General features: G+C 65.2%; 13 protein-coding genes. 3 read left to right on the top strand and 10 right to left on the bottom strand.

Annotated elements, in window-relative coordinates; all coding sequences use genetic code 11:
• Nucleotides 1-59: 59 nt before the first annotated feature.
• Nucleotides 60-1,928, top strand: a complete 1,869-nt coding sequence (locus AC07VH_RS05150; protein ID WP_494787009.1) for a serine hydrolase domain-containing protein — start codon at nt 60-62, stop codon at nt 1,926-1,928.
• A 4-nt stretch (nt 1,929-1,932) separates the two neighbouring features.
• On the opposite strand, the gene AC07VH_RS05145 is transcribed toward AC07VH_RS05150, so the two are convergent.
• The 7 genes from AC07VH_RS05145 to AC07VH_RS05115 all read right to left on the bottom strand — a co-directional run bounded on the left by AC07VH_RS05145 (nt 1,933) and on the right by AC07VH_RS05115 (nt 10,153).
• Complete coding sequence (locus tag AC07VH_RS05145; protein ID WP_489630671.1) at nt 1,933-2,199, bottom strand: hypothetical protein; 267 nt, start codon at nt 2,197-2,199, stop codon at nt 1,933-1,935.
• The gene (locus AC07VH_RS05140; RefSeq protein ID WP_494787008.1) at nt 2,196-3,050 is read right to left on the bottom strand and encodes an MbnB/TglH/ChrH family RiPP precursor modification enzyme; all 855 of its coding nucleotides are present in this window, start codon (nt 3,048-3,050) and stop codon (nt 2,196-2,198) included. Before AC07VH_RS05140 ends, AC07VH_RS05145 begins: the two co-directional genes overlap by 4 nt.
• Nucleotides 3,040-3,963, bottom strand: coding sequence for a TIGR04222 domain-containing membrane protein (locus tag AC07VH_RS05135; protein ID WP_494787007.1), 924 nt, complete (start codon nt 3,961-3,963; stop codon nt 3,040-3,042). Before AC07VH_RS05135 ends, AC07VH_RS05140 begins: the two co-directional genes overlap by 11 nt.
• Complete coding sequence (locus tag AC07VH_RS05130; RefSeq protein ID WP_494787006.1) at nt 3,960-4,688, bottom strand: hypothetical protein; 729 nt, start codon at nt 4,686-4,688, stop codon at nt 3,960-3,962. The genes AC07VH_RS05135 and AC07VH_RS05130 overlap by 4 nt, the downstream gene beginning before the upstream one ends.
• 91 nt (nt 4,689-4,779) lie before the next feature.
• On the bottom strand, nt 4,780-5,622 hold the full coding sequence (gene serB, locus AC07VH_RS05125) for a phosphoserine phosphatase SerB (RefSeq protein WP_494787118.1): 843 nt from the start codon (nt 5,620-5,622) through the stop codon (nt 4,780-4,782).
• 55 nt (nt 5,623-5,677) lie between these two features.
• Complete coding sequence (mfd, locus tag AC07VH_RS05120) at nt 5,678-9,121, bottom strand: transcription-repair coupling factor (RefSeq protein WP_494787005.1); 3,444 nt, start codon at nt 9,119-9,121, stop codon at nt 5,678-5,680.
• A gap of 87 nt (nt 9,122-9,208) precedes the next feature.
• Complete coding sequence (locus AC07VH_RS05115; protein WP_494787004.1) at nt 9,209-10,153, bottom strand: 5'-nucleotidase; 945 nt, start codon at nt 10,151-10,153, stop codon at nt 9,209-9,211.
• Nucleotides 10,154-10,493: 340 nt separating this feature from the next.
• On the opposite strand from AC07VH_RS05115, the gene AC07VH_RS05110 reads away from it, so the two are divergent.
• Complete coding sequence (locus tag AC07VH_RS05110; protein WP_494787003.1) at nt 10,494-12,257, top strand: methyl-accepting chemotaxis protein; 1,764 nt, start codon at nt 10,494-10,496, stop codon at nt 12,255-12,257.
• A gap of 59 nt (nt 12,258-12,316) precedes the next feature.
• On the opposite strand, the gene AC07VH_RS05105 is transcribed toward AC07VH_RS05110, so the two are convergent.
• Together AC07VH_RS05105 and AC07VH_RS05100 are read right to left on the bottom strand one after the other, a co-directional pair.
• On the bottom strand, nt 12,317-13,264 hold the full coding sequence (locus tag AC07VH_RS05105; RefSeq protein ID WP_494787002.1) for a lipase secretion chaperone: 948 nt from the start codon (nt 13,262-13,264) through the stop codon (nt 12,317-12,319).
• Nucleotides 13,265-13,274: 10 nt separating this feature from the next.
• Nucleotides 13,275-14,189: a lipase family alpha/beta hydrolase gene (locus AC07VH_RS05100; RefSeq protein ID WP_494787001.1), complete on the bottom strand. Its 915-nt coding sequence runs from the start codon at nt 14,187-14,189 to the stop codon at nt 13,275-13,277.
• A 361-nt stretch (nt 14,190-14,550) separates the two neighbouring features.
• Between AC07VH_RS05100 and AC07VH_RS05095 the strand changes: the two genes are divergently transcribed.
• The gene (locus AC07VH_RS05095) at nt 14,551-15,204 is read left to right on the top strand and encodes a TetR/AcrR family transcriptional regulator (protein WP_489630678.1); all 654 of its coding nucleotides are present in this window, start codon (nt 14,551-14,553) and stop codon (nt 15,202-15,204) included.
• 523 nt (nt 15,205-15,727) lie between these two features.
• On the opposite strand, the gene AC07VH_RS05090 is transcribed toward AC07VH_RS05095, so the two are convergent.
• Complete coding sequence (locus tag AC07VH_RS05090) at nt 15,728-18,055, bottom strand: penicillin-binding protein 1A (RefSeq protein ID WP_494787000.1); 2,328 nt, start codon at nt 18,053-18,055, stop codon at nt 15,728-15,730.
• Between the last annotated feature and the right edge of the window lie 196 nt (nt 18,056-18,251).

Here is an 18,251-nt window from a genome sequence, read left to right as displayed (position 1 = left end):
AATTGTAACAAGCAAAGCGGCGCGGGAGCGCAGTCCATGGAAAAAGGCGGATTACATTGTTGAAACGAAATCAATATCCCACCCTGGCCGCGCGCGCCAGGTCATGGCTGCGGCGCGCCGCACCGGCCTTGCTGCTGTGCTGCGCCACGGCGGCGCATGCCGCCGGTGCCACCCTCGAGGCGGAGTTTGCGGCCGGCTTGAAGGAAGAGGGCCTGGCGGGCGCCGTCTGGAGCGAAGTCTTGCCAGATGGCACAGTCAAGGTCGGCGCATCCGGCCTGCGCGACGCCGCCAGGCAAGTACCCATGCAGGCCGATACGCGCATGCAGGTGGGCTCCGTGGGCAAGGTGGCACTGGCGCTGGGCGTCTTGCGCCTGATTAGCGAAGACAAGCTCACGCTTGACACGCCCCTGCGGCAGGTGCTGCCCGATCTGGCGCTGAGAAACCCGTGGCTGGCCAGCGATCCCGTGCGCATCCGCCACCTGCTGGCGCATACGGCCGGCCTCGATAATGTGCGCTTCTGGCAGGCCTTCAGCCTGAAACCGGCGCCGGACACGCCGTTGGCCGCCGCTTTTGACGGCGGCGGCAATCTGCTGCGCGTGCGCACGCGGCCCGGCAGCCGCTACGCCTACTCGAACATGGGCTATGGCTTGCTGGGCATGGTGATCGAGCGAGTCACGGGCCAGCCGTATGAGCGCTACCTCGACGCGCAGCTGCTGCAGCCGCTGGGCATGGCGGACAGCACGTTTGCTTTTGTCAGCCAGACAGGCGCGCAGGCTGATCCGCGCCTGGCCATGGGTTATTTCGAGCATGGCGTGCCGCAGCCGGCCGTGCCCCAGTATCTGCGTCCGGCCGCGCAATTTACCACCACGGCGGCCGACATGGGCAAGCTGGCGCAGTTCCTGATGGGCGACGGCAAGCTGCAGGGTACGCAGTTCATCGACCTGGCCCTGATGGGCGCCTTGTCGGAGCCGGCCGGCACCGATGCGGCGCAGGCGGGCCTGGCGACGGGCCACGGCCTGGCGCTGGCCGTGCGCGACCGCCACAATGTGGTGGGCGCCTGCCACCCTGGCACGGCCGTGGGTTTCCGCGCCATGCTGTGCATCTATCCGGAGCAGGACAGCGCCTTCTTCGTGGCCTTCAACACGGATGCGGAGCGGGCCGACTATGAGCGCTTCAACCGCCTGCTGCTGCGCGATCTGGAACTGCCGCTGCGCGCGCCGGCCCCGCAGGGCACGCCCGCGCCCACGGTGGAAAACTGGCAGGGCGTCTACGTGCCGTCGCCCAGCGCCATGGCCAGCATGGCCTGGGTCGATGCCGTCTTCGGCTTTACGCGCCTCAAATGGGATGGCGAATCGCTGTTCCTGATCCCGTTCCAGGGCGAACCGAAGGAACTGGAACCGGTGGGCGGCTTGCTGTTCCGCGCCAGCGACCGCAGCACCGCGTCGCACGTGCTGATGCAGGAAGATGGCAAGCATGTGCTCAGCGACGGCTTGCGCAGCTATGAGCGCGCGTCGATGCTGCGCATGCTGGTGCTGTGGGGCAGCCTGGCCCTGGGGGCTGCCGGCTTGCTGTACGTGCTCGTGGTGGGCGTCTGGCGCGCCGCGCTGCGCCGTCTGGGACGGGGCGACCATCTGTTCGCGCCCCTGCTGTCGCTGCTGGCGCTGCTTTTGCCGCTGCCGTTTTTCTATTTCCAGTCCTACCTGCGCCTGGGCGACGTGACCATCGCCAGCGTGCTGCTGGCGCTGGTCACGGGCGCGCTGCCGCTGGCCACGGCATTCGGCCTGGCCCGCTGCTGGCGCAGCCGCGGCACGCTAGCCGAGGCGGGCTCGTGGGCGAAATGGGATTGGGTGGCCTTGCTGGCGGCCTTGCAACTGCTGCTGGTGCTGGCCTGGTGGGGCTTGCTGCCGCTGCGGCTGTGGCAGATGTAGGCGGTCAGATCCAGGCAGCCAGCAGCCGGCGCCACCAGGGTTGCAGCGGAGTAGTCCGGGGGCCGTGTTCGGCGCGCCCGGCCCGCTTGGCGCGATAGCTGGCCGCCGCCATCTGCAGGCCGACGCGGTCCATCGCCGCCATCGCCTCCGCTTCCTGCTGCGACAAGCCATGCAGCAAGGCTTGCGCGCGGGGTTCCAGCAGGAAGGCATCACGCACGGCGTCGTCCGTGTACAGCCTGGCCAGGTAGGTTTCCAGTGCGGGGGAACTCATGCGTTGCGCCCCGCGCGCAAGGCCGCGCGCGCCAATTCCAGCTGGCCCAGCACGTGGTCGAACGACGGGTAATTGCCGTCGCGTTCGACGATCACCGTCAAGGGCTGGGGCGCATGGCGCGCCAGCTGGGTCAACAGGTCGAAAACGGCGGGCGGCACGTCGTGCAGATGGTCGTCCAGCAGGCGCTGGCCGCCGCCAGGCGCAGCTATCCAGTGGCCGCCGCTCAGATGCACGGCGCCCACCCTGTCCAGGGGCAGGCGCAGCAGCATTTGCTCCGGCGCCGCGCCAGCATTGACGGCGTTCGCATACAGGTTGTGCAGGTCCAGCAGCAGCGGCACTTGCGCGCCATGGATGATCTGCGCCAGCCATGCGGCTTCGTCCAGCGTGCTGGCGGGCGGCTGCACCAGGGTGGCGATGTTTTCCATCAGCGGCGCGCTGCCGACGATGCGCGTGGCCAGCGCGATATTGGCGATGGCGCCGGCGGCGCTGTGCGGCGTGCGCGGCGGCGCCGCCAGGTGGCCGATTTCCACGCCGCCGGCGCGCACAAAGCTCAGGTGTTCGGACCACGATTCCGCCTGTACCTCCTTCATCAGGCGCGCCATCGCCTGCAGGCGGCGCGGGTCGGCGGGTATCGTCGAGGCCAGCCCCATGCCGACGCCGTGCAGGCTGACGGGCACCTGGCGCGCCAGGCTGCGCAGGGCGGCGATGGCGGCGCGCGAGGCATGGTAATAATCGTCGGCGATCACTTCCAGCACGTCGATCCGCGCCAGGTGGGACAGGATGCCGGCGGCCAGTTCGCCGCGCCAGCCCAAGCCGACGCGGTCGCGCGCGCTTGCCTGGCTAACTGCCACAGCCGCCGCCACCGCCGCAACCGCCGCAGCCGCTGCCGCCGCCATCACCGCCGCCGTCGCCCGATGAGGAGCCGCCCGAGTCGCCCGTGCCGCCGGACGAGGAGTCGCCGCCCGAACTGTGCCGGGGCGCCGGGTACAGCTCGGCGACATACGCGTACACGGACAAGGGCAGGGCGCCGATGCCGAAGATGGCGGCCAGCAGTGCCATGTCCGCGCTGCTGCTGCCCGCCTGCAGGCGCGCCGAGCGCATGTTCAGCCGGCCAAACAGCATGCGCAAGTCGGTCAGCAGCCGCTGCGCGCTCCAGCTGGTCGCCTGGGTGCGTAAGCCGCGCAGCATGAGGAGAAAAATCGCCAGCAGCAGCGCCAGGAACAGCAGGTTGTAGTGCTGGCGGCTGATGGCGATGACGGCCTTGATGCCGGCCACCGTCACCAGCAGCCAGTGCGCGGCCCAGGTGATGCGTTCGCGCCGGCGCAGCAGCGGCGGGCCGACCAGCAATTCCTGCTGCGTCAAGGTCTCCTGGTAGGCGCGGCACGATGGCAGCATCCCGGCCTGCACGGCCAGTTCCTTGCTATGGCCCTGGCGGCCCAGGTACAGCCGCAGCACATCGCGTTCGATGTCGTGGCTGGCGAAGCGCAGGCTGTCGGCGCTGGCCGTTTCCAGCAGCGGGCCATCGGCGCGCAGCAAGCCGCGGTCGACCAGCACGATGGCGGCGATCTTCACGGCTTCGAGCGCGCCGCCGCGCAAGAAGGCGATGCGGTAGGGATCGTCGGCGAGTGTCAGCTGGGCATGCGGATTGCGCACTTCCTGGCGGATCAGCAGCTCGCGCACGCCGTAGTACACGAGCGCGCCGAAGATCAGATAGGCCAGCAGGAACCACGGCCCGCTCCAGTCAAAGGGATTGAGACCGTTCACCGCATCTGCTCCGCGTGTTCGCGCAAGCGTTCGGTAATCGTCATCAGGCTTGTGAAGGCGGGCAGCGCTTGCCCGGGCGCCAGGCGCGCCGTTTCGCGCGCCGCCGACATGGCTTGCAGGGCTGCGTGCAGCGACGGTTCGCCCAGCTGGTCGACAAACGCTTCGAGCGCCTGCTTGCCGGATTGCGCAGGTTTATCCTCCAGCTGCGCCAGCGAGGCGGCGGCCGAGCGCAGGGGGGCGGCGGCGTCGGCGATGGCGCCGGCCAGCTGTTCTTCATTCAGGCTCAGGAGCATATACCGTTCGCGCATGCGCACCTGCTGGTTCAGCAGCACTTGCCGCAGCCGGCGCAGCACGGCATCGCGGCTGGTGTGCAGGCTGGCGAAAGGATCATTGCCCAGCAAGACGCGGTGGCGCGCGATGATGTCGGCGAATTTCACGGCGAAGGCATCGGCGGCCTGCGTCAATTCGCTCTCGAGCAGGAACATCACCTGCAAGTCGATGGCGGCGTGCGCCAGGCGCAAGGGAGCGCGCAGCGCATCGGCCGCCGGCGGCGTAAAGCGCTTGAGCAGCAACAGCAGGTTGACGTCGGACGTGGCGCGCAACTGGCCGTCGGCGGCCGAGCCAAACAGCACGGCGGCGGCCAGGTCGGCGCCGAAGGCCGTTTGCGCGGCGGCGACGAACACATCCAGGTGGCGTCGTATTTCTTCTGGCAGCGGTGGCGGCATGCGGTGTTCTTTCACGGTGGGCTGGCGGGATGATCACAAGTTTGCAATATAGCAAACTTATGCAACCGTGCGCGCACCGCCTGGCACCGGCTCAGGTCAAGACGTTGAGCAAGCCGTCGAGTCCCACAAAGTTCAGCGCCACGTCCGCCTGCGAGCGCACCACGGGCTTGGCGCGGAATGCCACGGACAGGCCGGCGATGCCCATCATTTTCAAGTCGTTGGCGCCGTCGCCCATGACGATGGCCTGCGATGGCGCAATCCCCATCTCCGCGCACACGCGCTCCACCGTGCGCTGCTTTTCCTCGGCGTCGACGATGCCCCCTAACACTTTGCCCGTCAGCTTGCCGTCGACGATTTCCAGTTCGTTCGCGTGCGTGTAGTCGAGGCCCAGGCGCTGTTTCAGGCGCTCGGTGAAGAAGGTAAAGCCGCCCGAGACCAGCAGGGTCTTCAGGCCAGCCTTGCGCACGGCCGCCAGCATGGTTTCCGCGCCCGGCGACAGTTTCAGGCGCTCGTCGTAGACGCGCTGCAGGGCCGACGCATCGAGGCCCTCGAGCAGGGCCACGCGCTGCTTCAGGCTGGCCGCGAAATCGAGTTCGCCGCGCATGGCTGCCTCCGTGATGGCCGCCACTTGCGGTTTGAGGCCCTGCATGTCGGCGATTTCATCGATGCACTCGATGGTGATCAGGGTCGAATCCATGTCCATCGCCACGAGCTTGAACTCACTGAGTTCGCGCTGTCCCATCATGTAGGTGGCGTCCAGCTGCGCCGCCTGGGCCGCCACTTCGATGGTGGGGCGCAGCGCGGGCGAATAGGCGATCTGTTCGCAGCGCACGGCATTCGGACCGAGGCGCGTGATGGACGTGGGCGCGGCCAGCGCGGCGATGCGTTCGAGGCGCGCGCTATCGCCGTCCAGGCCCTGCAGGATCAGATTCATGGTGATGGTCTTGGTATTGGTCATGGGTCAGGCCTGCATAAAAGATGGGAATAATCTACACCGTCAATTGCTTGATGGTGGTCTTGATCTGCGTCACGCGCGCGGCCAGGTCGGGCATGGCGGCCGTGATTTTCAGCTTGTCCTGGCCATGCAGCTTGATATGGCGGTTCTTCTGGATCAAGCCGATGATGCGCATCGGGTCGATGGGCGGCTTGGCCATGAATTGCAGCGTGGCCGCCTCGCCATGCACGTCGATCTTGACGATGCCCACGGTTTTCGCCGCGATGCGCAATCGGTGCGTTTCGACCAGGGCCTTGACGGCGTCGGGCAGCTTGCCGAAGCGGTCGATCAGCTCTTCCTGGATATCGTCGATCTTCTCTTGCGTGGCGCAGTTGGCCAGGCGCTTGTAGATCGACAGGCGTTCGTGCACGTCGCCGCAGAAGTCCGCCGGCAGCAGGGCCGGCACGTGCAGGTTGATCTCGGTGGTCGAGGCCAGCGGTGCTGCCAGGTCCGGCTCCTTGCCGGCCTTCAGCGAGCGCACGGCTTCGTTGAGCATGTCCGAGTACAGCTGGAAGCCGATTTCCGTCATCTCGCCCGACTGGCTCTCGCCCAGCACCTCGCCGGCGCCGCGGATTTCCAGGTCGTGCATGGCCAGGTAAAAGCCGCTGCCCAGTTCTTCCATCTGCTGGATGGCGTCCAGGCGGCGCTGCGCCAGTTTAGTCAGACCCTGCACGTCGTGCACCAGCAGGTAGGCGTAGGCCTGGTGATGCGAGCGGCCCACGCGGCCGCGCAGCTGGTGCAGCTGCGCCAGGCCGAACTTGTCGGCGCGGTGCATGATGATGGTGTTCGCCGTCGGCACGTCGATGCCCGTCTCGATGATCGTCGTGCACAGCAGAATATTGAAGCGCTGGGCGACGAAGTCGCGCATGACCTTTTCCAGGTCGCGCTCGTGCATCTGGCCGTGCGCCACGGCGATGCGCGCCTCGGGCAGCAGTTCCGTCAGCATGGCCAGGCGGTTCTGGATGGTTTCCACCTCGTTGTGCAGGAAGTAGATCTGGCCACCGCGCTTGAGTTCGCGCAAACAGGCTTCGCGGATGATGGCTTCGCCCTCGCTGCGGACAAACGTCTTGATGGCCAGGCGCTTTTGCGGTGCCGTGGCGATGATGGAAAAGTCGCGCAAGCCTTCCAGCGCCATGCCCAGGGTACGCGGAATCGGCGTGGCCGTCAGGGTCAGCACGTCCACTTCCGCGCGCAAGGCTTTCAATGCTTCCTTCTGGCGCACGCCGAACCGGTGTTCCTCGTCGATGATGACGAGGCCCAGACGCGTGAATTTCACGTCGTCCGACAGCAGTTTATGTGTGCCGATGACGATGTCGATGGTGCCGTCGGCCATGCCCTTGAACGCCTGCGTGATCTCCCTGCCGGTGCGGAAGCGCGACAGTTCCGCGATGCGCACGGGCCAGTCGGCGAAACGGTCGGCGAAGGTTTGCGCATGCTGCTCGGCCAGCAGGGTGGTGGGCGCCAATATCGCTACCTGCTTGCCGCCCATGACGGCGATGAAGGCGGCGCGCAGCGCCACTTCCGTCTTGCCGAAGCCGACGTCGCCGCACACGAGCCGGTCCATCGGCTTACCGGACGTCATGTCCTTGATGACGTTGTGGATGGCCTCGGCCTGGTCCGGCGTCTCGTCGAAGCCGAAGCTGTCGGCGAAGCGCTGGTAGTCGTGCGACGAGAATTCGAACGAGTGGCCCTGGCGCAGCGCGCGGCGCGCGTACAGGTTGAGCAGTTCGGCGGCCGTGTCGCGCACCTGTTCGGCGGCGCGCTTCTTTGCCTTTTCCCACTGGCCCGAGCCCAGCGAATGCAGCGGCGCGTCTTCCGGCGAGGCGCCCGAATAGCGCGAGATCACATGCAGCTGCGACACCGGCACGTACAGCTTGGTGTCCTTCGCGTACTCGAGGTGCAAAAATTCCGTCTCGCCTTCGCCCAGGTCCATGCTGGTCAGGCCCATGTAGCGCCCGATGCCGTGGTTGATGTGCACCACGGGGTCGCCGATTTTCAGCTCGGACAGGTCGCGCACCATCGACTCGACCTGCGTCACGCCTTCCTGTTTCTTGGTGCCGACGCGGCGGCCGGAACCGGCATACAGCTCCGTCTCGGTGATGAAGGATAGATTTCCTTCCGGCGTGAACAGCTCGAAGCCCGCGTGCAGCGGCGCCACGCCCAGCATCAGCTTGGCGTCGGACTGCAAAAAGCCGTCGCTGCCTTCCACCGGTGTCAGGTGCAGGTCGTATTCGGCGAAGTACTGTTGCAGGGTTTCGCGGCGGCCGTTCGATTCGGCGCAGATCATCACGCGGCGGCCCGCTTGCAGCAGGTAGCTGCGCAGGTTGGCCAGCGGGTCGTCGGCGCGGCGGTTGACGGCGATGTTGGGAATCGGCGCCGACAGTTCGGAGGCCAGCGCATCGTTCGATTTGGCGATCGCCAGGCGCGGATACGGCTTGGCCAGGCCGAAGAACTGCTCGTCGGACAGGAACAGCGCTTCGGGCGGCAGGATCGGCCGCTCGCGGTCCGCCTTCAGGAAGCGGTAACGCGACTGCGTGTCCGTCCAGAAGCGGCCGATGGCGGCGTCGATCTCGCCCACCAGGGCCAGCGAGGCGTCGGGCGGCAGATAGTCGAACAGGGTCGCCGTCTGTTCGAAGAACAGGGGCAGATAGTATTCGATGCCGGCCGAGGCGATCCCGCTGCTGATGTCCTTGTAGACGACGGAGCGCGACGGGTCGCCCTCGAACTGTTCGCGCCAGCGGTTGCGGAAGGTGGTGCGCGCTGCTTCGTCCATGGGAAATTCGCGCCCCGGCAGCAGCCGCACTTCGTGCACGGGATACAGCGAGCGCTGGGTGTCGGCGTCGAAGGTGCGGATGGTTTCGATGGTGTCGCCGAACAGGTCCAGCCGGTAGGGCAGGGCCGATCCCATGGGGAACAGGTCGAGCAGGCCGCCGCGCACCGAGTATTCGCCGGGCGACATCACTTGCGACACATGGTTGTAGCCGGCCAGCGTCAGCTGCGACTTCAGTCGCGCCTCGTCGAGCTTTTCGCCCTTCTTGAAGAAGAAGGTGTAGGCGGCCAGGAACGACGGCGGCGCCAGGCGCACCAGCGCCGTGGTGGCCGGCACGATCAGCACGTCGCATTGGCGCGTCTGGATTTCGTGCAGGGTGGCCAGGCGCTCGGAAACCAGGTCCTGGTGCGGCGAAAAGGCGTCGTAGGGCAGGGTTTCCCAGTCCGGCAGCAGATGGCAGCGCAGTTCCTTGCCGCCAAACCACGGGATTTCATCGAGCAGGCGCTGGCCGTCGCTGGCCTGCGCCACCACCACGGCCAGCATCTGGCCCCGCGCTTTCAAGGCCAAAGCGGCCAGCGCCAGGGCATAGGCGTCGGATGAACCATACAGGGCGGGCAGCGCATAGCGGTTGCCGGGCTTGGGGAGGGCTTTCGTTAAGTCTAAGGACATGCAGGCGATGACACTAGTGGCAGAGGCAGTTGAGTGGGACAGCTGTGATGCGCGCCGCGCCGCCAGTGACGGCGCTGACAGGCAGGATTATAGACCATCGCCCGCACGCATATTTGCAATCCCGAACGGGACATGCACCATCGGGATGGTTCCGCCCGCTGATTTCAGGTGGCTCAACTGGTCGTCGAAGAAGATATGCGGCTTGAACACGGACAGCACGCGCGACTTGTCCATGCCGCCGAGGAAAAACGTTTCGTCGGCCGCCACGCCCCAGCTTTTCAGGGTCGTAACGACCCGTTCGTGCGAGGGCGCGTTGCGCGCCGTGATGATGGCGATGCGCAGGATTTTCTTGTAGCCGGGGTCGCGCCGCTGCGCCTTTTCTTCCAGGCGCTGCATGGTAGCCAGCTTCTGGAACAAGCCGGCCAGCGGGCCGGGGCGGTGCGGCGTGCCGACGTTCAGGGTTTCATGGGCGTGGAATTCATCGACGTCATTGTTGCGCTTGAACACGGTTTCCGCCTCGTCGTCGGCGATCACGCCGTCGAAATCGAAGGCCACGCGCAATTCCTCGTCGCTTTCGTCGTCTTCCGTGCGCGATGGCAGCACCAGGCCGGCCGGATAGTCGCAGGCCAGCGCGCTGCGCACGTCGTCTTCATTCGCGCTGAGAAAGAGCGAGGCGTTGAAGGCGGGCAGGTAAGGGTAGGGCGACTTGCCCGTCATGAAGGCGGCGCGCGAGATGTCCAGGCCGTAGTGGGCGATGGAATGCATCACGCGCAAGCCCGTTTCCGGCGAATTGCGCGAAAACAGCACCACTTCCACGGGCGACTGGCGCGGATAGTGCTTGTTGATGTTCAGGAAGCGGCGGATGAAGGGGAAGGCCACGCCGCGCGGCAGAACCGTGTCGATATGCGCTTCCTGGTACTTGCGGTACTCCTCGGGGCCGTTGTCGAGGTAGACCTGATGCGATTCGGCCAGGTCGAACAGGGCGCTGGATGCGACCCCGATCACCAGTTTGTGTTCGATAGGATAAGCCATGGTCTGCCCGTTGTTTGCTTGTTGCTCATCTTATACGACTATCAACTGCGTAGCCAATAGTGGCCTATGGAGATTTTTTGCACCAAAGCGGGGCGCCAGGCCGTTTTTTCTGTCCCCTGTGCAATATGCGCCACAGTAAAGAAAGAAATCTTGTTTTGTATCAAGTATGTAGCAGCCAGCGAGCGTATTTTCCACTATGCTTCCACTTACGAAATCTCGCCAATTGTAACGAAGCGTACGCCCTATCCCCGCCACCTTTATACAAGTGTCAGCTGTTTTACTCGAACATGCCAGCCCCAACTTCGCCAGCAGTCGTCGTGACTTTATAAAGGACCTAGCCATGTTTAAGAATTTACTGATCAAATGGAAGCTGGCGACGCTCGTCGCCGTGATGATGGTGGCCTTGCTGGTGGTGGGCATCAGCGGCTATACGGGCATCGCCACCGTGGGCACCGCCGTCAATGAGATCGGCGTGGTGCGCCTGCCGTCGATCCAGGGCCTGATGATGATCAGCGAAGGCCAGACGGCCGTCGCCGCCGCCACCCTGACGGCCGCCATCTATGAAAACAATTACCAGGCACAGGACAAGTTCGCGGAAGCGCTGCAGCTGCGCACCAAGGCCTGGACGAATATCGAGGCGGGCCGCAAGCTGTACGAGCCGCTGCCGCAAACTCCCGAGGAAGCCGTGCTGTGGCAGCGCTTTCAGGGCGAGTGGACAGCCTGGAAGGCGGACGACGACAAGGTGCGCGCCATCCTGCGCCAGCTGGCCGACAACCGTGACGAGCAGCGGCAGAAAGAGCTGTTCGTGGCGTTCTACAAGCAGTACCTGGATTCGCGCGCGCTGTTCGGCAAGGCCGAAGCCACGCTCAACGAGATCATCAAGCTCAATAACGGCGTGGCCGATGCCAGCGTCAAGGAAGGCAGCGCGGCCGTGATCCGCTCGGAAAGCCTGATGGTCATCCTCGGTTTGCTGGCCTCCGCGCTGGGCATGGGCTGCGCCGCCTACATCACGCGGGCCATCACGCAGCCGATCAATTCGGCCGTGAAAGTGGCGCAAACGGTGGCCTCGGGCGACCTGACGAGCCGGATCGAGGTGCACACGACGGAAGAAACGGGCCAGCTGCTGCAGGCGCTGAAAGACATGAATTCCAGCCTGGTCAACATCGTCGGCCAGGTGCGTGGCGGCACGGAGACGATTGCCACGGCCTCGTCGGAAATTGCCAGCGGCAACCTGGACCTGTCCTCGCGCACGGAAGAGCAGGCCAGTTCGCTGGAAGAGACGGCCTCGTCGATGGAAGAACTGACGTCCACCGTGCGGCAAAACGCCGACAACGCCCAGCAAGCCAACCAGCTGGCGCTCTCCGCCTCGGGCGTGGCCGTGAAGGGCGGCGCCGTGGTGGGCAAGGTGGTCGAAACCATGGACGCCATCAACGACTCGTCGCGCAAGATCGTCGACATCATTTCCGTCATCGACGGCATCGCCTTCCAGACGAATATCCTGGCCCTGAATGCGGCCGTGGAAGCGGCGCGCGCGGGCGAGCAGGGGCGCGGCTTTGCCGTGGTGGCGACCGAGGTGCGTAATCTTGCCCAAAGATCCGCTGGCGCAGCGAAGGAAATCAAGACCCTGATCGGCGACTCCGTGGTGGCCGTCGACACGGGCAGCAAGCTGGTGGCAGAGGCGGGCAGCACGATGGCCGAAATCGTCGCCAGCGTGCAGCGCGTGACGGACATCATGGCGGAAATCAGCCTGGCTACGCAGGAGCAAAGCTCGGGCATCGACCAGATCAACCAGGCCATCGGCCAGATGGACCAGGTGACGCAGCAAAACGCGGCCCTGGTGGAAGAGGCGGCCGCCGCGGCCGAATCGCTGCAGGAGCAATCGGGCCAGCTGGCCCAGGTGGTCAGCGTCTTCAAGCTCGATGGCGCGCAGGCGCCGGCCGCGCGCGCGAAGCCTGCCGCGCCGCGCGCCGCGGTGGCCAGCGCGGCACCGCAGCGTCCTGCACCGCGTCCCGCATCACGCCCCAACTCTGGCCGCCCGGCCCTGCACGCCGTGCCATCCTCGCGCCAGAGCGCGCCGCGCGACGACGAGTGGGAAGTGTTTTGACGGATTGACGGCGCCAGCATGCGCTACCGGACGGTCGCCTCGCGCGGCCGTTTTGTTGTCTAAGGCGTGGCCGGCGGCGCCTGTTCGTAGGCGCCCAGCCGGCGCTGTTCCTCCGGCGTGAAACTGGCGTCGCGCAGCTGCTGCAGGGCTGCCGCATCCTGCGCGCCGCCGGGCAGGCTGGCCTGCCGCGCCTTCTGCGCCTGATACGCGATGATGCGCTGCTGCCACTGCGATTCTTCGCGGTCCAGTTCCGCCAGGCGCGCCGCCGCCGCCGGCGTGAAGGTGCTGGCGCGCAGGCGGTAGACTTCATTCTCGCCGCCGCCCTGGGCCCGCAACGCCTTCACCGAGGCGTCCAGCTGCGCCACCCTGACGGGTGCGTCGCGCGCGGCGCGCTGGGCGGGCGGCATTTTCTGGTCCAGCGCCGTCAATTGCGCCTGGCGCTGGGCTTCATCGAGCGAGGTATCGCCGAGGATCGCCATGCGCGCCACGGCGTCGTCGTCATACGCGTCGCTGGCGCCGAACAGGCCCGCGCTTTCTTCGGCCGTAAAATAATTGCCGCGCAGGGCGCGCATCGTTTGCAGGCGCGCGCGCGCCGCCACGGCGGGATCGGCCTGCGCCGGCAAGGCCTGTTCCGCGCCGGCCAGCGCCTGCTTGTAGGCCAGGTACGCGCCCAGCAGGCGCTTGGCTTCGCGGGCGGGGACGGGCGCCAGGCGCCGGTCCAGTTCCGCCTCGATCTGGCCGCGGATGGCGGCCAGCGGTTTTTCACCGAGGCCCGCCAGGTAGTAGTCGAACAGGTGGCCCAGTTCCGCGTCGACCACCAGCTTGTCGCCGGCGGCCACCGTCACGTTGCCGTCGGGCCGCGTGCCTTCCATCGAGCGCACGAACGCGAACAGGTCCGGTTCCGCCTTCTCCGGCGGCGGGGCGGGCGGTTCGCCCGGCCGCAATGCCAGATACAGGACCAGGGCCGCCAGGCTGCCGCCGATGAGCCATCTCGCGTTCGTGCGCATCGCAGCCTCCTTACAGTCCCAGGCCTTGCAGGCGGTTGGCTTGCTGGCGGAAGACGGTGACGGGGTTCGTCTCGAACAGGTTGACGATGCCGACGAACTGGTTGACTTCATCGAGGTGGTTCATGGCGTAGTCGTCGCGGATCACCTTGCCCAGGTGGCTGGAGCAGCTGCTGACCAGGCCATCGTTCTTGGCGCCGCCGAAGGCGAGGCTGATGGCCGCCAGCGCCGGGTCGCCCACGTCGAGCACGTTCGTGTACGGTTGCGCGCCGCTCCACGAAAAGTAGTGCACGCCCTGCACCTGGTAGGCGCCTTCGCCGCAGGCGGAGGTGGGCACGCCTTGCGGATGGCGGCTGTTGAAGGCCAGCGAACCGGCCGTGGACAGGGAGGCGAGCGAGGCGCCCGCGTTTTGCGGCAAGCCCTTGTTGCCCGACAAAATGCCGATCAGGGAAGCGAGCGCATTGCCCAGCGCGCCGCTGGTGTTGGGAATGGCGCCGCTGAGGATATCGGCCACCTTGGAACCCTTGTTGACGCCGGCCACGCTGGTGACGGACGCCACCAGGTCGGGGCGCACGGAAGCGACATAGCGGGCCGTGGGGCCGCCGTGGCTGTGGCCGATCAAATTGACCTTGGCCGCACCGGTGGCGGCGAGGATCTGCCGCACCTGCGACAGCAGCTGCTCGCCGCGCACTTCCGTGCTGTTGGCGGCCGACACGGTGGTCACATACACTTGCGCGCCGCCGCTGCGCAGGGCGTCGGACACGCCATAGAAATAGTCGACGGGCCCCAGCTTGTCGAAGCCGAACAAGCCGTGCACGAGCACGATAGGGTACTTCGTTTGCGTGTAGCCGGCGGCGCTGGCGCTGCCGGGCAGGATGGCGAGGGAAAGCAGAAGGGTGGATAGCAGTTGCCAAAAGCGAGTCTTCATTTTGTCTCCGTTATTTGAATAATATGGAAATGTCGATGCTGTAGCGATGAACCGCGTGCTCCTTCACATTCTATCGATGCATTAAATATAGCGAGCGCTCGGTTTTTTGAATGTAGCACCGCTGGATTTAAATTGCATTTGAATTGCATGATGCAGCGCAATAACTGTGGGAATTTGGCGTTGCGTATGTACCCATTGCATAGTTGAAAGGTCAAATAGTTGTTTTCCTGAGCTATAATCGGCCCCGCATCAGCCGTCCCGCCGTCTTGCAGCGCCGCCCAGGTGCTGTCTTACATTGCTCATACACCGTTACTTGGGAATGCACTTGTCGACCCATTTTAATTTTGAACAGTTTCAGCAGATGACGCCCTTAAATGGCGAAAACATCTGGGAATATATTCTTGACCGCCACGCGGAGCGCATCGGCGTCAAGCGCCGCAAGCCGGCGCTGGAAAATCTCGAACGCATCTTCGTCGCCACCTTCCGCCTGGCCAATGACGTGGGCTTCCGCGCCATGAGCTTGCGCGACCTGTGCCGCGAGACGGGGTTGTCGATGGGTGGCCTGTATGGCTACATCACCAGCAAGGATCAATTGGCGGAAATGATCGAGGACGTGGTGCGCCACGCCACGCAAGCCTTGCCGCTGCTGTTCGTTGACGTGAAGTCGCCGCTGGACCGCCTGGAGGCGATGATACGCTCGTCGATCTACCTGTCCGAAGTGCTGCAGCCGTGGTTTTATTTCGTCTTCATGGATTCGCGCGTGCTGCAGGTGGAGCAGCGCAGCATGGCTAAAAATTCCGAACTCTACGTGCAGACCCTGATCGCCGCCACCATCGCCGAAATCGCGCCGAAGCCGCAGGGCGATCCCACCTTGCTGGCGGCGCACTGCCTGGCCCTGTTCCAGGACTGGTACGTGAAACGCTGGAAGTACCGCGCCGCGAAGGTCCATGTCGACGATTTCGCCGACAGCGTGGTCGGCACGGTGCGCGGATATTTGAGCATGACCGCCGCGTAAACCTCGGCGGCACTTGTCGGGTTACGCCGTCCCGGCTAACCCGACCTACGACTGGTGATCGATGCAGTAAGAGGTAGGTCGGATTAGCGAAGCGTAATCCGACAAGATACCGTGTAAACCCGGCGGCACTTGTCGGGTTACGCCGTCCCGGCTAACCCGACCTACGACTGGTAATTGAGGTAGTAATAGGTAGGTCGGATTAGCGAAGCGTAATCCGACAAGATACCGTGTAAACCCCGGCGGTACTTGTCGGGTTACGCCGTCCTGGCTAACCCGACCTACGACTGGTGATCGATGCAGTAAGAGGCAGGTCGGATTAGCGAAGCGTAATCCGACAAGATACCGTGTAAACCCCGGCGGTACTTGTCGGGTTACGCCTTCCCGGCTAACCCGACCTACGACTGGTAATTGATGTAGTAATAGGTAGGTCGGATTAGCGAAGCGTAATCCGACAAGATACTGGTGATTGATGCAGTAAGAGGCAGGTCGGATTAGCGAAGCGTCATCCGACAAGATAGCTGCGTCAGTTCGTGGTTTCCGGCGGCAGCGTTTCCGGCAGCGCCGCCGGATCCGTCGGCGTCTCCACGTCCATGTCCAGCGTTTTCACGCCATTCATGTCGATGAATTCATCGTACAGCCATTCGCCGTCGACCTGGCTCAGGCCCGCCGGCACGGCGCGCGTGATTTGCGGGCGCGTCGCCAGGGCAGTGCGCATGTAGTCGATCCAGATCGGCATGGCCAGGGTCGAACCGAATTCGCGTCCGCCCAGCGATTTGGGTTCGTCATAGCCCATCCATGCCACCGCCACGATGCCGCCGCCGTAGCCGGCGAACCAGCCATCGACGGCGTCGCTGGTGGTGCCCGTCTTGCCGGCGATGTCAGTGCGGCCCAGTTTTTTCGTCGCCGCCGCGCCCGTGCCCGTGCGCGCCACTTCGCGCAGCATGCTGTCCATGACGAAGGCGTTGCGCGGGTCCAGCGCCAGGGTCTTGTCGTCGTTCGGCGCGGGCGGCTTGGTCTGCATCAGGATGGTGCCCTTGGCGTCGATGATGCGGTCTATCAGGTACGGTTCCACCTGGTGGCCGCCATTGGCGAACAGGGCGTAGGCGCCCGCCATCTGCACGGGCGTGACGGAACCCGTGCCCAGCGCCATGGTGAGATTGTTCGGCTGGCGTGCCGGGTCGAAGCCGAATTTTTCCATAAAGTCGTGCGTGTACGGCACGCCCAAGGCACGCAGGATGCGCACCGAGGCCACGTTCTTCGATTGCGCCAGCGCGTAGCGCATGGTGATGGGGCCGTCGAACTTGAAATCGTCATTCTGCGGCGCCCACACCTTGCCGCCCGCCTGCATTTCCAGGGGGACGTCGTTGATCAGGGTGGCCGGCGAAAAGCCTTTTTCCAGCGCCGCCGAATACACGAAGGGCTTCATGGCCGAACCGGGCTGGCGCCACGCCTGCGTGACGTGGTTGAACTTTTGCAGGTTGTAGTCGAAGCCGCCCACCATGGCGTGATAGGCGCCCGTGTCCGCATCGAGCGAAACGAAGGCGGCGGCCACCAGCGGCACTTGCGTGATGGCCCAGTTGCCCTTGGCGTCCTGGCTGATGCGGATCACGGCGCCCGGGCGCAGCTTGATGCCGGCGCTTGCCTTGGCGGACAGGGCAGGGGCGGCAAAGCGCAAGCCGTCGCCCGTGATGGCCTTGGCGTCGCCGTCGCCCGTGTCGGCCACCACCTTGCCGCTGGCGACTTCCGTGACGACGGCGGCGATCAGGCCGTCGCTGTCCGGGCGTTTTTGCAGTGCAGCATCGATGGCGTCGTCGCGCTGTTCTGCGTCAGCCGGCATGTCGATGAAGGTTTCCGGGCCGCGGTAACCGTGGCGCTGGTCGTAGGCGATGACGTTGCGGCGCGTCGAGGCGTAGGCCGCATCCTGGTCCGCCTTCAGGATCGTCGTGTAGACGCTGATGCCCTTGGTATAGCTGTCTTCCTTGAACTGCGCAAACACGGCCTGGCGCGCCAGTTCGGCCACGTATTCGGCGTGCGTGTCGAAACCCTGCTTGCCGCGCGTATTGACATGCAGCGGCTGCGCCAGCGCCTGCCGGTACTGGCCTTCGCTGATGTAATCGAGTTCGCGCATGCGTTTCAACACCAGTTGCTGGCGCGCGTGCGCCTTTTTCGGATTGCTGATCGGGTTGTGGCGCGAGGGGTTTTGCGGCAGGCCCGCGAGCATGGCCATTTCCGCGATCGACAGTTCGGACAAGGGCTTGCCGAAATACGTCTGCGCGGCGCTGCCGAAGCCGAACGAGCGCTGGCCCAGGTACATCTGGTTCATGTACAGCTCGAGAATCTGCTCTTTCGACAAGGCCGCCTCGATCTTCAGGGCCAGCATGATTTCATTGAGCTTGCGCGAGGCGACTTTTTCGCGCGTCAGGAAGAAATTGCGCGCCACCTGCATGGTGATGGTGGAGCCGCCGCCGTGGCCGAAGCCATGGCGCAGGTTCGACAGTACGGCGCCGCCGGCGCGCACGAAGTCGATGCCGTGGTGTTCGTAGAAGCGGCTGTCCTCGATGGCCAGCAGGGCTTTTTTCATCATTTCCGGCACTTGCGCAATCGGCACGAAGTCGCGGTGCTCTTCGCCGAACTCGCCGATCAGCACATTGTCGGCCGTGTACACGCGCAGCGGGATCTTCGGCTGGTAATCGGTGATGACGCCCAGTTCGGGCAGGCGGGGGCGCACGTACAGGAACAGCCAGGCTGCCAGCAGCACGGCGGCGGCCAGCGCGGCGCCGCCGGCGAGGATGATGGCGCGCACGGTGGCGCGGCGGGAAGGCCAGGGGAATCCGGATCGTTTGGCAGTCAAGGCAGTCTCACGTGAGCGTGCAGGGCACGGTGGCAGCGATTATAGACCAATGCGGCGGCGCTTCCCGTGCGGGCAAGGCGCCGGGACGGGGAGCAAAAAACCTTTTCATCGAAACGCGCCTGTGCGATAGTCACGGCTTCAAGAAAATAGCCCGGGCCTAAGTAACCCCCAATAAATTATTGTGATTTCTGACTTC

It is taken from the genome of Janthinobacterium sp. GW821-FHT03C10 (assembly GCF_059420865.1).
Note: the sequence above shows the minus strand (reverse complement) of the source record. Positions and strands in the feature narration are given on the sequence as shown.